Source organism: Bradyrhizobium jicamae (assembly GCF_018130695.1).
Taxonomy (GTDB): domain Bacteria; phylum Pseudomonadota; class Alphaproteobacteria; order Rhizobiales; family Xanthobacteraceae; genus Bradyrhizobium; species Bradyrhizobium jicamae_B.
In genome coordinates this window covers 60,572-73,794 of the sequence record NZ_JAFCJX010000035.1, presented here as the reverse complement: position 1 = coordinate 73,794, position 13,223 = coordinate 60,572, and the positions used below count along the sequence as shown (strand labels likewise).

Genomic DNA, 13,223 nt, shown 5'->3' with positions numbered 1-13,223 from the left:
GTAATATTGCGAGCAGCCTCTAATCTTCCGCGACATCCCTCCATCTCGGAACCCCCGCCATGAGCGCCCTGTTTGCCCCGATCGAGCTGCGCGGCCTGAAGCTTGCCAATCGCATCATGGTGTCGCCGATGTGCCAATATTCGGCCGTCGGTGGCTCGGCCAATGACTGGCACTTCACCCACATCAATTCGCTGGCGTTGTCGGGCGCTGCGATGTTCTGCATCGAGGCGACCCATGTCGAGGACATTGGCCGCATCACGCCGGGCTGCCTCGGCCTCTACAGCGACGCCAATGAGGCCGCGCTGAAGCCGATCCTGGCCTCGGTGCGGAAGCATTCGAAGGCGGCGGTTGCGATGCAGATTGCCCATGCCGGCCGCAAGGCTTCGAGCAATCGTCCCTGGGACGGCGGCCAGTTGATCCCGATCTCCGAAGGCGGCTGGCAGACGGTCGCGCCATCGGCGGTCCCGCACAAGGATAGCGAGGCACCGCCGCACGCGCTCGATGATGCCGGCCTGAAGCGGATCCGCGACGCCTTCGTCGCATCGACCAGGCGGGCCGAACGGCTCGGCATCGACGCGATCGAGCTGCATGGCGCGCACGGCTATCTCATGCATCAGTTCCTGTCGCCGATCTCCAACAAGCGCACCGATCAATATGGCGGCTCGCTCGAGAACCGCATGCGCTATCCGCTGGAAGTCTTCGACGCCGTGCGTGCCGCGTTCCCGGATCGCAAGCCGGTCGGCATCCGCGTTTCCGCCAGCGATTGGGTCGAGGGTGGTTGGGACGTGACGCAGACCATTTCGTTCGCCAAGGAGCTGAAGAAGCGCGGCGTCGACTGGATCGATGTGTCCTCCGGCGGCGTTTCGTCGCTGCAGAAGATTCCGCTCGGGCCCGGCTATCAGGTGCCGTTCGCGCAGGCGCTGAAGGAGGCGACCGGCGTCACCACCATGGCGGTCGGATTGATCACCGAAGCGAAGCACGCGGAAGAGATCGTTTCGTCGGGCAAGGCCGATATGGTCGCGCTGGCGCGCGGCATGCTCTACGATCCGCGCTGGGGCTGGCACGCGGCCGCCGAGCTCGGCGGCGAGGTGTCCGCGCCACCGCAATATTGGCGCTCGCAACCGTCGACCCAGAAGGCGCTGTTCGGCACCACGACGTTCGGCGCGCGGTAGAGCATGATCCGGAAATGTGTGAAGCGGTTTTGCGGGAAGATCGTGCTCCAGGGATGAGGACAGCGTGAGGTCGCCGCGCGGGCGAACGTAGCGTCCATGTTGTATTTCTCACACTTGGCGTTCAAACGTTTGTGCGCTTGACCGGCTTTCGCGCATCGGAAAAAAGGCCTAGCCTTTACTCTCGGCAATGAGCTGGGGACACGATCATGCGTGCCCGCGTCAGAAAGTTTGCCCACGTCCTGGAGCGCCTTGGACTCGCCATGGCAGGAGCCGCGAGCGGCTTGTTCGTCGCGGTCCATGTCGGCTCCGCCGTCTCGGCGCTGACCTCGCAGGCCTTCCTGCTCATCATGATGCTCGGCGGCGCCGTTGGCTTCTATCTCGGCATCGATACGCCGCAACTCATCTTCCATCCGGCGGCCGAGGGGACCTCGAAACGCAAAATCGATGCGGCCGAGCTGCTCAGCGCGATCGGCACGTTCCTCGCTTCGTTGGTGGCGTTCTTTTCGGTTGCCGTCATCGTGCTGCGCAGCGAGCTCCATATCGGCTGGACGATGGCGATCATGGTCGGCTGGGTGTTCGGTGTGATCATGCAGATCGTCGCCGGCACCATTGCGCGCCGACGCCCATCGGCGATTAGCCCGGCGAGATCCCGAGCCCCGCAAGATGCGTATCGATGAACTGCGCGAGCCGCTGGCGCAGTTGTTCCGGCGGCACCGCAACCATGCGCTCCTCCAGGCCGAGCGAGATGATGCCGTGCACCGCCGAGAACATCATCCGCGCGAGCTGCGCGACGTCCTCGCCATCGCGGTCGGGCAATAGCTGCACCAGCGGCGCATGCATCAGGCTGAACGCCTCCATCACCATCAGCAGGATGTCCTCCGGAAACGGCCGGTCATTCTCCATCCGGTGCTCGAACAGCGCGCGCAGCAGGTTGGGATGTTCGGTGGCGAAGGCGAGGTAGGTGTCGGCCAGGCCGTGGAGTTGGTGGACCGGGTTACCGGTCGGGACTGCGGTCAATCGCTTGGTCAGGGCCTGCACGGTCTCCCGGTTCACGGTCAGGATCAGCCCGTCGAAGTCGCCGAACTCATTATAGACGCTGCCGATGGAGCAGCCGGCGGCCTCGGCGACGTCCCGAACCTTCAATGATCTCAATCCTTTAGTCGCGATCAAGCGGTGTCCGATATCGAGCAGCAGGACGCGACGCTGAATTCTTTTTCGCTCACGTAGCGATTCTTCTTGAACATTGTTCATTTTCGTCCTACTAACTTGAGCGTTGCTCAAATTGGCTTGGAGGCCACTCAGATGCAGACCCTACCACTTCACCTGACCACCACCCCCGTCGACCATGCGATCAACTTCGTCAAAAGCTTCGGCCGCACGATCGTTAACCTTGCGACCGCGCCGATCGAGCGGATCGCCCGTGCCTGCGACGTCGCAGGCGTGCTCGAACAACGGCGCGCGGTCACCCGCGCGCCGCGTCCCGTCGCGAAAGGCACGCGCCGCCATCGCCGCAGCTGCTGGTCCGCGCTGTTCGGCGGACTCTACGAGCTGACCTGAGGCTGTGACAAAAGCTCGCGCAGCCGGCAATTCTCCGGGAATCCTCAACAGAGGAATTACCATGTCCCGCTATTCGCAGCCCAACCGCAACTGCCGACCTCCGTCGGAAAGGTCTTCTACATCTCTGGTTGCGCATGCTGTGCCGCAGCGGGTCCGCGCTTCACGTGCCGGATCGAACCGATGCGCAACGACAAAGACTAAAGGCTGCGGCGTCCACGCATTTCTCATCACTCGTCGTCACCCCGACAGACCCATTGCAGACTCCTCGGGTGGGTAACGCCCGAACACAAGGAACCGGTCATGATCAAGGAACTGATGTCGTCACGCCGCTTCGCGCCGCTGTTCTGGTCGCAGTTCTGCTCGGCGCTGAACGACAACGTGCTGAAAAACGCGCTGGTGATCATGCTGCTGTACGGCGCGACGACCGGGCAGGGCCCGATGCTGGTCACGGTCGCGGGCGCGGTCTTCATCTTCCCGTTCTTCGTGCTGTCGGCGCTCGGCGGTGAGCTCGCCGACAAATACGTCAAATCGGTCGTGGCGCGGCGCCTGAAATTCTTCGAGATCTTCGCGGCCATCTTTGCCGCCGCCGGCTTCTATATGCATTCGATCCCGCTGCTGTTCGTCGCGCTCGGCCTGTTCGGCGTGGTCGCCGCGCTGTTCGGGCCGGTGAAATATGCCGTGCTGCCGGATCAACTCGCAGTCTCGGAGCTTGCGACCGGCAACGCGCTGGTCGAGGGCGCGACCTTCATGGCGATCTTGATCGGCACCATCGCCGGTGGCCTGTTCGTCGCGGGCGCCAGCCACATGGGCTGGATTTGCGCCGCCGTGTTCGGCCTGTCCGTGCTGTCCTGGGCGTTCGCGTCGCGCATTCCGGTGACGCAGCCGTCCGCGCCTGAGCTGCCCATCACCAAGAATCCCTGGACCTCGACCGTGCGCCTGCTGCAGTCGCTCCATGCCGAGCCGCGGCTGTGGGACGGCATGGTGATCGTGTCCTGGTTCTGGATGGTCGGTGCGATCGTGCTGTCGCTGCTGCCGGCGCTGGTCAAGGAGGGTGTCGGCGGTACCGAGGGCGTCGTCACGCTGTGCCTTGCGGTATTCGCGATCGGCATCGCGGCCGGTTCGCTGTTTGCCGCGCAACTCAGCCACGTGCGTCCGAACCTTGCGCTGGTGCCGATCGGCGCCATCGTGATGGGCATCGTCGGTCTCGATCTGGCCTGGGCGATCGGCACCACCACGCTCGGCAAGGATGTCACCGCGGTTCAGTTCGCGACCTCGCTGCATGGCTTCCGCATGCTCGCTGATTTCTTCGTGTTTGCCTTCGGCGGCGGCCTGTTCGTGGTGCCGTCCTTTGCCGCCGTGCAGGCCTGGACCGCGCCCTCCGAGCGCGCCCGCGTCATCGCCGCCGGCAACATCCTGCAGGCCGCCTTCATGGTCGCCGGCGCGCTGATCGTCGCTGGCCTGCAGGCCGCGGGCCTTGCGATCGCCTGGATCTTCTTTGGCCTTGCGGTGGCGAGCTTCGGCACGGTGTGGTTCGTGCTGAGCAAGTGGGGCAAGGAGGGCGTGCGCGATTTCGGAGCGCTGCTGTTCCGTGCGCTGTTCCGCGTCGAGGTGCGCGGCATGGAGAATCTGCCGCCTGAAGGCACCCGCATGCTGATCGCGCCCAACCATGTCAGCCTGGTCGATGGTCCGCTGCTGCACGCCACGCTGCCGATCGACGCGAGCTTCGCGGTCGACACCGGCATCGCCAAGGCGTGGTGGGCCAAGCCGTTCCTGAAGATGATCAAGCACTACACGATGGATCCGACCAAGCCGCTGGCCGCGCGCGACCTGATCAAGCTGGTCGCAGCCGGCGAGCCCGTGGTGATCTTCCCGGAGGGCCGCATCACCGTCTCGGGTTCGCTGATGAAGGTCTATGACGGCACCGCGATGATCGCCGACAAGGCCGACGCCGTGGTCGTGCCGGTGCGCATCGAAGGCGCGCAGCGCTCGCACCTGAGCTACCTGAAAAACGGCGAGATCAAGCGCTCCTGGTTCCCCAAGGTGACGATCTCGATCCTGCCGCCGATCAAGCTGCCGGTCGACCAGGCGCTGCGCGGCAAGGCCCGCCGCAACGCCGCTGGAGCCGCGCTGCAGGACGTCATGATCGACGCCATGGTGAAAAACGCGATGCTCGATCACACGCTGTTCGAGGGTCTCGGCCACGCCTATCGCGACCGCGACATGGGCAAGCCGATCATCGAGGACGCCCTCGGCACCAAGCTGACCTATCGCAAGCTGATCCTCGGCGCGCAGGTCTTGAGCCGCAAGCTGGAGCAGGGCACCGCCGTGGCTGAGAATGTCGGCGTGCTGCTGCCGAACTCGGCCGGCGTCGCCGTCGTGTTCATGGCGCTGCAGACCATCGGCCGCGTGCCGGCGATGCTCAATTTCTCGGCCGGCCCGGTCAATGTGGTCGCTGCGATGAAGGCGGCGCAGGTCAGGACCGTGCTGACCTCGAAGGCCTTCATTGAGAAGGGCAAGCTCGACAAGCTGATCGCGGCGATCTCCGAGCAGGCGCGCGTGGTCTATCTCGAGGACGTCCGCGAGAGCATCGGCCTCGCCGACAAGCTTGCGGGATTCCGCGCCGGCATCGCGCCGCGGGTTGCCCGCAACGCCAACGATCCCGCGGTGGTCCTGTTCACCTCGGGCTCGGAGGGCACGCCGAAGGGTGTCGTGCTGTCCCACCGCAACATCCTCGCCAACGCCGCGCAGGCGCTGGCGCGGGTCGATGCCAATGCCAACGACAAGGTGTTCAACGTCCTGCCGGTGTTCCACTCGTTCGGCCTCACCGGCGGCATGATGATGCCCCTGCTCGGCGGCATCCCGATCTTCATGTATCCGTCGCCGCTGCATTACCGGATCGTGCCCGAGCTGATCTACCAGACCGGCTCGACCATCCTGTTCGGCACCGACACCTTCCTCACCGGCTACGCGCGCTCGGCGCATGCCTATGACTTCCGCACGCTGCGGCTGGTGATCGCGGGTGCGGAGGCGGTGAAAGAGCGCACGCGCGCGGTCTACATGGAGCGTTACGGCATCCGCATCCTCGAAGGCTATGGCGTCACCGAGACGGCGCCGGTGCTGGCGATGAACACGCCGATGGCCAACCGCCAGGGCACCGTCGGCCGCATCTCGCCGCTGATGGAATACCGCCTCGATCCCGTCCCCGGCATCGAGGAGGGCGGCCGCCTGTCGGTGAAGGGCCCGAACGTGATGCTCGGTTACCTCCGTGCCGAGAATCCCGGCGTGCTCGAGCGGCTACCCGAGGGCTGGCACGACACCGGCGACATTGTCACCGTCGATGCGCAGGGCTTCATCGCGATCAAGGGCCGCGCCAAGCGGTTTGCGAAAATCGCCGGCGAGATGGTCTCGCTGTCGGCGGTCGAGACGATGGCGGCCGCGCTGTGGCCGCAGGCCATGTCGGTCGCCGTGTCGATCCCCGACCAGCGCAAGGGCGAGCGCATCGTGCTCTTGACCACGCAGCGCGACGCCGATCGCGCGGCGATGCAGCGCCAGGCCAAGAGCATCGGCGCCTCCGAGCTCGCGGTGCCCGCCGACATCCGTGTCGTCGACAAGGTGCCGCTGCTGGGCACCGGCAAGACCGACTATGTCGGCGCCACTGCGCTCGCTCGGGAACTGGCGGTCGCGCCGGTAGCCGAGGCCGTCGAGCCCGAGGTTGCGCCGACGCTGCAGCCCGACGCGGCGCAGCAGGTCGCCTGACGGAACGACCCATCACATCGACATGCCCGCTCCACGCCGTGGGGCGGGCATTTTGTTTTGCGCCACGTCCGATGTTGAGACAAGCTGCTCGGGTGCCACGCGACTGAGGACGCTCATGCCGTTACCGCTCGATCCCGTCATTGAGAAAATCATTCCGCTGCTTCCCTTACGCGATCCCACCGTGATGACGCCGCAGAGTGCGCGCGATTCGCTGCGGGCGCTGGCGGAGGCGCGCAAGGCGGTCCCTCCGCCGCCGGTCGACAGTGCCCTCGATATCGAGGTGCAGGGCGCGGCCGGCAAGCTCGCCGCGCGCCTCTATCGCAACGGCAGCGGACCTGCGCCGACCGTCGTGTTCTTCCATGGCGGCGGGTGGGTGGCCGGCGATCTCGAGACGCATGATCGGCAGGCGCGCAACCTCGTGATCGAGACCGGCGCGGTGGTGATCTCCATCGATTATCGCCGTCCGCCGGAGACGCGCTTTCCCGGCGCATTCGAGGATGCCTATGCCGCGACGCGCGACGTGATCGCGCGGATCGGTGAGTTCGGCGGCGATCTCAACCGCGTCGGCGTCGCCGGCGATTCCGCGGGCGGCAATCTTGCAGCGACCACAGCAATCGCCTGCCGCGATGCCGGAATCAGGCTCGCCGGGCAATTGCTGGTCTATCCCGTCACCGACGTGGTCGGCAGTTTTGCGGACGCGAGTGAAAATGCGAAGTTTCCGTCGCGCGCCGAGAATGCCGACGGCTATTTCCTGTCGCGTGCGGTGATGCAGTGGTTCTGCGGTCACTATCTCGCCGACAGCGCTGATGGCACCGACTGGCGCGTCTCGCCGCTGCGGGCGAAATCGCTCGCCGGTGTCGCGCCGGCGGTGGTCACCACCGCCTGGTTCGATCCGCTGCGCGACGAGGGCCACGCTTATGCGAAAGCGTTGCAGGCGGCCGGCGTGCCGGTGACCTATCACTCAGGCGAGGGCCTGATCCACGGCTATTTCGGCCTCGGTGATGCCTCGGAGGCCGCGCGCGCCGAGGCGCAACGCGCGCGGGCCGATTTCAGGGTGTTGTTGGATAAAGGTGTGTAGGCGCCACTTCACCTCGCCCAGCTTGCGGGGAGAGGTCGAAATTCGCGTGAGCGAATTTCGGGTGAGGGGGTACAGGTCTATCGATAGATCACAACTCGCGGAGAGAGCCCCTCACCCCAACCCTCTCCCCGCAAGCGCGGGGCGAGGGGGCGCAGTGCCGATGCGGATGATGTGTGCGATCGACTCCGCCAATCCCCTCAGCGAACCAGGCCCACCGTGTTCGGGTCGGTCGGCAGCACGGTGGCGCCGGCGCGCTCGACGGCGGTGGCGGTGGTCATGCCCGGCGCGGTGGCGCGGGCTTCGCGGGGCGGGGTGAACTCGAGCAGAAACAACGCAGCCGTGGCCAATGCCGCAACGGCTGCGGCGATCAGCACGGGGACGAATCTTCCGCGCGTCTCGGGTGCGCGAACTTGCATTTTCAATTCCTTCATAGCGGCCTTCTGGAGAGTAGATAGTCAGCGGATGTGGATTCTTCCCGCTGTCCCGCGACGCTTAGGCCTCACATTTGGTTGCGCGGTCCGTGATCTCGTTCACGGTCGATGCAACGCGAGGGGCCCTCGTCGAATCGGGAGGCAGGGTGTAGCCCCTCGTTTGTTTACAAACAATTAGAAATCGTCACACAGCCGTCATTAAGGTTTCATCCTGTCGTGACCGTCGCTCGCGATCTCGTGAACGCCGCGCTCTTGAATCGATCGACGCTCGCACGTGTCCCGCATCGACTGCGCGAGCGCATGGCACGTCTGCGGCCACGCATGCGAAATTGCCCTCGCGACGTGCAGCGCCCGAGTGTGCTCAAAATCGTTGCGCTCTTCGTTGAGGGAGGGCGCAGGGAAAGCCGGGTGCACGCTGCACCCGCGGTCTCATGTGCCGGTGTACACGGAAAAAAGTGCACACGAGCATACAGGTCAGCGGAGGCACTCCGGCTTCCCCTGCGCGATGGTTTACGGCTTATACGTGCTCGCCCTGGTGAGACTCTGCTTTTGTGTCACCATCGTCAGCGACAGGCGTTAGCCTGTTCGCCGGCTTGCCACCTGCATCGGGGCGGCAGGCCCACACGATTTCGCCGTCCGCCTCCTGTGCACGACGTCACGCACACATTCCGCGTCCACCGCATCCCACCGCAACACTGTGACGTTGATCAGCGCCCCTCGATCGGGTGAGACGAGGGCAGTTGTAAACGAAAATTTCGTTCGTGAAAACAGAATTATTTTTGCGTGGAGGACTGGACAGGTGGTTCGGCATTGATTGTGTTGAAGAATTCGGTTTTTCCGAGCATGCGGATTCGTGAGGTGAGCACCCATGTTTGGCTCCCTCCCCCCTTGTGGGGGAGGGTTGGGGGAGAGGGGTACCGCACGGGCGGTCTCTCCATTGGCCTGACGACGATGCGCGATCGCAGGATTGCCCGAGCGGCGGCCCCGTCGGTAGTCTCGCCCGGGGCTTACCCCTCTCCCCCAACCCTCCCCCACAAGGGGGGAGGGAGCCGTGGCGTTGTGCTCGCCTCACATCGATCGCGGCAGAGAGACACTTCATGCAGAGAGACACTTCATTAAGTGCGATCCTGTCGCACTTCATTAAGCCCAATCCGCGCATCTCGGCCCGCCATCACGCACACCGGTTGCGACATCTTGTCACCGCAACCGATCTCCGGCACGATGGGCCCCGTGACGACAGGGCAGGGCCTGTCGCTCGGTTCGTTTGGCAGTTTGCACTTGGTCGATCCTTTTTCGGATGTTCCGGCCGGCACCGATTTTGAGCGCGGCGGCTTCTGGCGGCGCGCGCTGGCGTTGACGGTCGATCTCATCATCGTCTGCCTGATGCTGCAGATGCTCGCCTTCGTCGCCTATCCGATCACGGACGGACGGGTGCAGTTCAAGGACGGGCTGGCGTTCCTCACTTGCACCAAGCTCGACAAGGTGCCGGACGGCATCAAGGTGCCGGCGGATTTCGCGCCGACGTCGGTCAAGGTCTGCCGTCAAGGCCTGTTTGGCCTGACCGCGGCGCGGATCGTCACCATCCAGCATGGCGAGCAGCACGGCGTGGTGACGACGATACGCCAGATCATCGCGCCGCTGGACGAGGCGGACCAGCCGGTCAAGGGTACCGGGCTCGACATCCTGTTCGTTCCACTGCTGTTCGGCTTCCGCCTGCTGCTCGATCTCGGTGGCGGCACGCCGGGGCGCCGGCTGTGCCGCGTGCGTCTCTTCACGGCAAGCGGTGAGGATCCGCCGCGCGCCGGTCGCACGGCGAGGCGCCACGCGCTGCAGGCGATGCCGTGCCTTCCCATCTATGCGCCGGCGCTGGCCGGCCTGTTCGGCTTCGTGCCCACGCCCGACCAGGTTCAACCCATCGTGATCGGTTCGACGGTGTGCCTGCTGGCGGGGCTTGGCCTGGCGCTGAACGCCATCATCTATCGCAGGGATACGTACTACGATCGCTTCGCCGGAATCCGCGTGCTGCGCGTCGATATCGACGGCGTGGCGATGCCGGCGATGGGGCCGGCGCCGTCGCTGCTGCCGCCCGAGATCGCCGGCCCGCCGGCGCTGCCGATGGAGGACGACGCGGCGCGTGCGCCCGCCATCGCGATGCCGCCGCCGCTGCCGCCCTCGCGAAATTATCTCATGCGGCACTGGCGCGGCGAGTGCTCGCTGCCGTTTGCCTTTTGGGTCAACGGCATGGTGCTCGGCTTCTGCGTCGGGTTCGTGGTCGGCCTGGGCGGCTATTTCGCGGCCCATGTTCTCCTCGGCCGCGCGCAACTGTGGTTTGCATCCAACGTCGCGGTCTGGCTCTGGGCCATCGCGTTCTCGATCTGGCAGATCGTCGGCATCTGGCGCTCGGCGACGCGTTACCGGCAGAGCGAGAAATATGTCTGGGGCGGCGTCGCCAAGGCCTTCATGGTGCTTGCTGCGCTCAATCTCGGCTATCGCTTCGTCGCCGACGGCGTGCCGCAGCTGCGCGATGCCTATCATGGCGATCCCTATCTCGGCAGGCACAGCTTCCACGTCGCTGACAACGGCAACCGGCTGGAGTTTTACGGCGGCATCACCTTCGGCGTCGCCAGGGAGTTCGAGGAGCAACTCGCCGGCATGGATCACGTGACCACCGTGCTGCTGAACTCGCAGGGCGGGCGCATCCTCGAGGCGCAGAAGATGTCCGACCTGATCAAGGCGCGCGGCCTGTCCACCTCGGTGACGAATGCATGCCTCTCCGCCTGCACCATCGTCCTCCTCGGCGGCAAGGAGCGCACCATCGCGCCCACCGCCAAGATCGGCTTCCATCAGCCGACGTTTGTCGGCGTGACGGACGTTCAGCGTGGCTTCCTGATCGCGCAGGAGGAGTCACGGCTGCAGCGCTTCGGCCTCAGCAAGGACTTTGCGGAGCGCGCCAATCAGGCCGCACCGACCAGCATGTGGTATCCGGACAAGGCGGAATTGCTGCGCGAGCATGTGGTGACCGCGATCATCGATCCGAAGTCGCAGCCGAAGATGCTGCCGAATCCAACGGACGGACAGATAGCGATTGGCAACGTTCCGGTGCGGGCGACGCCTGCGACGGCTCCGCCGGTCGCGCCGCAGTGGCAGCCCTCGAAGTCGACCGACGCACCGAAACCGATTGCCACCTTGCCGGTGCAGGCGCCGCCGGCCACGACGGCACCCGTCGCCACGATGCCGCCGACGCCTGCCACGACATCGGCACCACGCGCCAGCATTCCCGCCGAATTGATCGAGCGCCTGAGCAAGCAGCCCCCGCCGAAACGCAGCGCCAACACGACGGCGGGCGCGCAGAAGTAGGGAGCTGGGCGCTCTCGTCAATGTGGCCACACGCACTGCTCATGGGCTCCCTCTCCCGCTTGCGGGGGAGGGTGGGGTGGGGGTGCTTCCACATTGGGATCCCCGACGTGGATAGAGCCCCCACCCGCCGCGCTGGCGCGCGTCGGCCTCCCCCGCAAGCGGGGGAGGCAAGGGCACCCTTGAACCACCTCGCCGCCGGGCGCGACTGCCGGGTGCGGCCGATTCCCGGCCGCCGATCCATCTCAGGCCGCCATACGCCCATGTCCTACGCCGAATTCTCCCCCAATTCCGACGCGCACGGCGCGCTGGCGTGGCTGGCCGAGGTGCCCGCGTCCGTCGCCGTGTTGCCGCCGCCGCTGCCGGTGATGCCGCCGCCGCTACCGCCCGGGCCGTCGCGCAATTATGTCCTGCGGCACTGGCGCGGCGAATGCCGATTGCCGGTTGCCACCTGGGTCAACGGCTTCCTCGGCAGCATCCTCTGCGTCATCGCGCTGCTGGCGTCGCTCATCGCGTTCGGCACGCTGCTGATCGAGGAGGTGACCGCGACCTTCTGGACGTTGAGCGCGATCTTCGCCGCCCTCGTCAGCATCATGGTCTGGCAATGCGTCGGCGTCTGGCGCTCCGCCACGCGCTATCGCAGCGGTGGCAAGCGGTTCTGGGGCGGGCTTGCCAAATGCGTCGTGCTGCTGGTCGCGTGCCCGAGCGCCTGGGTCAGCGCCACGTCGGTCGTGCCGAAGCTCGTCGAGTGGCATCACATGATGCTTCATGATCCCGAGATCGGCCCGCACACCTTCTCCGAGACCGGCAATGGCACGACGCTGGTGTTCGAGGGCGGCATCAAGTTCGGCGTCGCCGAGGAGCTCGAGGCGCGCCTGGCCGCGATGGACCATGTGACGACGGTGCAGCTCGAATCCAATGGCGGCCGTATCACGGAAGCCGAGAAGATGGCCCATGTGATCAAGGCGCGCGGGCTGTCGACGGTGGTGGCGGGAAAGTGCGTCTCGGCCTGTCCGACCGTGCTGCTCGGCGGCCGCGAGCGCTATCTGTTCGGCGATGCCAGGATCGGCTTCCACCGGCCGAGCAACGGCGGCGTCTCCAGCGAGGCGATCATGGCCGAGGAGGAGGACCGGCTGGTGCGGCTCGGCCTCAGCAGGGAATTCGCCAAACGGACCAACGACGCGATGCCCGACGAGATGTGGTATCCCGCGCCCGAGGAGCTGCTGCGCGAGAAGGTGGTGACGGAGATCCTGCGGGGGAAGCCGGAGCCGGCGGAGGCGCAGGCGGAGAAGGCTGATGACGTGGCGCCGGCCGAGGTGAAGCCGCGCGGCATGCTGCGCGCGGCGGCGGCGGATTAGCGGCACAACGAGATCGACTCAACTCAAGCCGCATCGGCAGTCGGCCCCTTCTCCCGCTTGCGGGCCGCGACGAGCAAAGCTCGCGCTGAGAAGGTTGGGATGGGGGTATCTCCGCAGTGGGACTCTCAATGCGGCACGACCCCCACCCGCCACGCATCTATCGATGCGCGTCGGCCTCCCCCGCAAGCGGGAGAGGCGAAGCAGAGCCGCGCCTTCCGCCTACGGAGGGCAGCCGCAGGTCGAATGGAAGCCGTTGAAGAACGCGGCATAGACTTCGGCGTTGGTCCCGGTCCGGCAACCGACGCCATAGGGATAGAGCCCTTCGCCGCCGCCTTCGGTCGAGCCCAGCGAACAATAGTGATAGTCGTTCTTCCAGCCGCCACTGAAGCTGTCGAGCGCCGCATCGTCCATATCGATGATTGCTTCCGTCATGTTGCCTCCAATGTGAGCGATGACTGATGTCACCGGCGCCATCATGCAAGGCGTGTCATTCGGCCGCAGTGATCGAAGTCACGAA

The 13,223-nt window shown here is 65.7% G+C and carries 10 protein-coding genes; 7 read left to right on the top strand and 3 right to left on the bottom strand.

Going from position 1 to position 13,223, the window contains the following annotated elements; genetic code table 11:
* Positions 1-59 precede the first annotated feature (59 nt).
* Entirely contained in the window at positions 60-1,172 is a 1,113-nt protein-coding gene (locus JQ604_RS35380; RefSeq protein WP_212365357.1) for an NADH:flavin oxidoreductase/NADH oxidase, read from the top strand.
* A gap of 206 nt (positions 1,173-1,378) precedes the next feature.
* A complete protein-coding gene (locus tag JQ604_RS35375; RefSeq protein WP_212365356.1) occupies positions 1,379-1,849 on the top strand; it encodes a hypothetical protein in 471 nt (156 codons plus the stop codon).
* Here JQ604_RS35375 and JQ604_RS35370 read toward each other — a convergent pair.
* Positions 1,806-2,423 carry a TetR/AcrR family transcriptional regulator gene (locus JQ604_RS35370; protein ID WP_212365355.1) on the bottom strand — a complete coding sequence of 206 codons (618 nt, stop codon included), beginning with the start codon at positions 2,421-2,423 and terminating at the stop codon, positions 1,806-1,808. The genes JQ604_RS35375 and JQ604_RS35370 overlap by 44 nt on opposite strands.
* 51 nt (positions 2,424-2,474) lie before the next feature.
* Between JQ604_RS35370 and JQ604_RS35365 the strand changes: the two genes are divergently transcribed.
* From JQ604_RS35365 to JQ604_RS35355, 3 genes are all read left to right on the top strand, one after another.
* Positions 2,475-2,729: a hypothetical protein gene (locus JQ604_RS35365; protein ID WP_212365354.1), complete on the top strand. Its 255-nt coding sequence runs from the start codon at positions 2,475-2,477 to the stop codon at positions 2,727-2,729.
* A gap of 300 nt (positions 2,730-3,029) precedes the next feature.
* Positions 3,030-6,485, top strand: a complete 3,456-nt coding sequence (locus tag JQ604_RS35360; RefSeq protein ID WP_212365353.1) for an acyl-[ACP]--phospholipid O-acyltransferase — start codon at positions 3,030-3,032, stop codon at positions 6,483-6,485.
* 115 nt (positions 6,486-6,600) lie between these two features.
* Positions 6,601-7,563 (top strand): alpha/beta hydrolase, encoded by a 963-nt coding sequence (locus JQ604_RS35355; protein ID WP_212365352.1) that lies wholly within the window; start codon positions 6,601-6,603, stop codon positions 7,561-7,563.
* A gap of 197 nt (positions 7,564-7,760) precedes the next feature.
* Here the strand turns inward: JQ604_RS35355 and JQ604_RS35350 are convergent, their stop codons facing one another.
* Positions 7,761-7,979, bottom strand: a complete 219-nt coding sequence (locus tag JQ604_RS35350; protein ID WP_212365351.1) for a hypothetical protein — start codon at positions 7,977-7,979, stop codon at positions 7,761-7,763.
* Positions 7,980-9,188: 1,209 nt separating this feature from the next.
* Between JQ604_RS35350 and JQ604_RS35345 the strand changes: the two genes are divergently transcribed.
* Together JQ604_RS35345 and JQ604_RS35340 are read left to right on the top strand one after the other, a co-directional pair.
* A complete protein-coding gene (locus JQ604_RS35345) occupies positions 9,189-11,351 on the top strand; it encodes an RDD family protein (protein ID WP_212365350.1) in 2,163 nt (720 codons plus the stop codon).
* 260 nt (positions 11,352-11,611) lie between these two features.
* A complete protein-coding gene (locus JQ604_RS35340) occupies positions 11,612-12,706 on the top strand; it encodes a hypothetical protein (RefSeq protein WP_212365349.1) in 1,095 nt (364 codons plus the stop codon).
* Between the two features lie 219 nt (positions 12,707-12,925).
* Here the strand turns inward: JQ604_RS35340 and JQ604_RS35335 are convergent, their stop codons facing one another.
* Entirely contained in the window at positions 12,926-13,138 is a 213-nt protein-coding gene (locus JQ604_RS35335) for a hypothetical protein (RefSeq protein WP_212365348.1), read from the bottom strand.
* Positions 13,139-13,223: the final 85 nt, after the last annotated feature.

Excerpts from the sequence above, each read along its gene's own strand:
- JQ604_RS35380 (WP_212365357.1), top strand. The coding sequence starts at position 60 with ATGAGCGCCCTGTTTGCCCCGATCGAGCTGCGCGGCCTGAAGCTTGCC.
- JQ604_RS35375 (WP_212365356.1), top strand. The coding sequence starts at position 1,379 with ATGCGTGCCCGCGTCAGAAAGTTTGCCCACGTCCTGGAGCGCCTTGGA.
- JQ604_RS35370 (WP_212365355.1), bottom strand. The coding sequence starts at position 2,423 with ATGAACAATGTTCAAGAAGAATCGCTACGTGAGCGAAAAAGAATTCAG.
- JQ604_RS35365 (WP_212365354.1), top strand. The coding sequence starts at position 2,475 with ATGCAGACCCTACCACTTCACCTGACCACCACCCCCGTCGACCATGCG.
- JQ604_RS35360 (WP_212365353.1), top strand. The coding sequence starts at position 3,030 with ATGATCAAGGAACTGATGTCGTCACGCCGCTTCGCGCCGCTGTTCTGG.
- JQ604_RS35355 (WP_212365352.1), top strand. The coding sequence starts at position 6,601 with ATGCCGTTACCGCTCGATCCCGTCATTGAGAAAATCATTCCGCTGCTT.
- JQ604_RS35350 (WP_212365351.1), bottom strand. The coding sequence starts at position 7,979 with ATGCAAGTTCGCGCACCCGAGACGCGCGGAAGATTCGTCCCCGTGCTG.
- JQ604_RS35340 (WP_212365349.1), top strand. The coding sequence starts at position 11,612 with ATGTCCTACGCCGAATTCTCCCCCAATTCCGACGCGCACGGCGCGCTG.
- JQ604_RS35335 (WP_212365348.1), bottom strand. The coding sequence starts at position 13,138 with ATGACGGAAGCAATCATCGATATGGACGATGCGGCGCTCGACAGCTTC.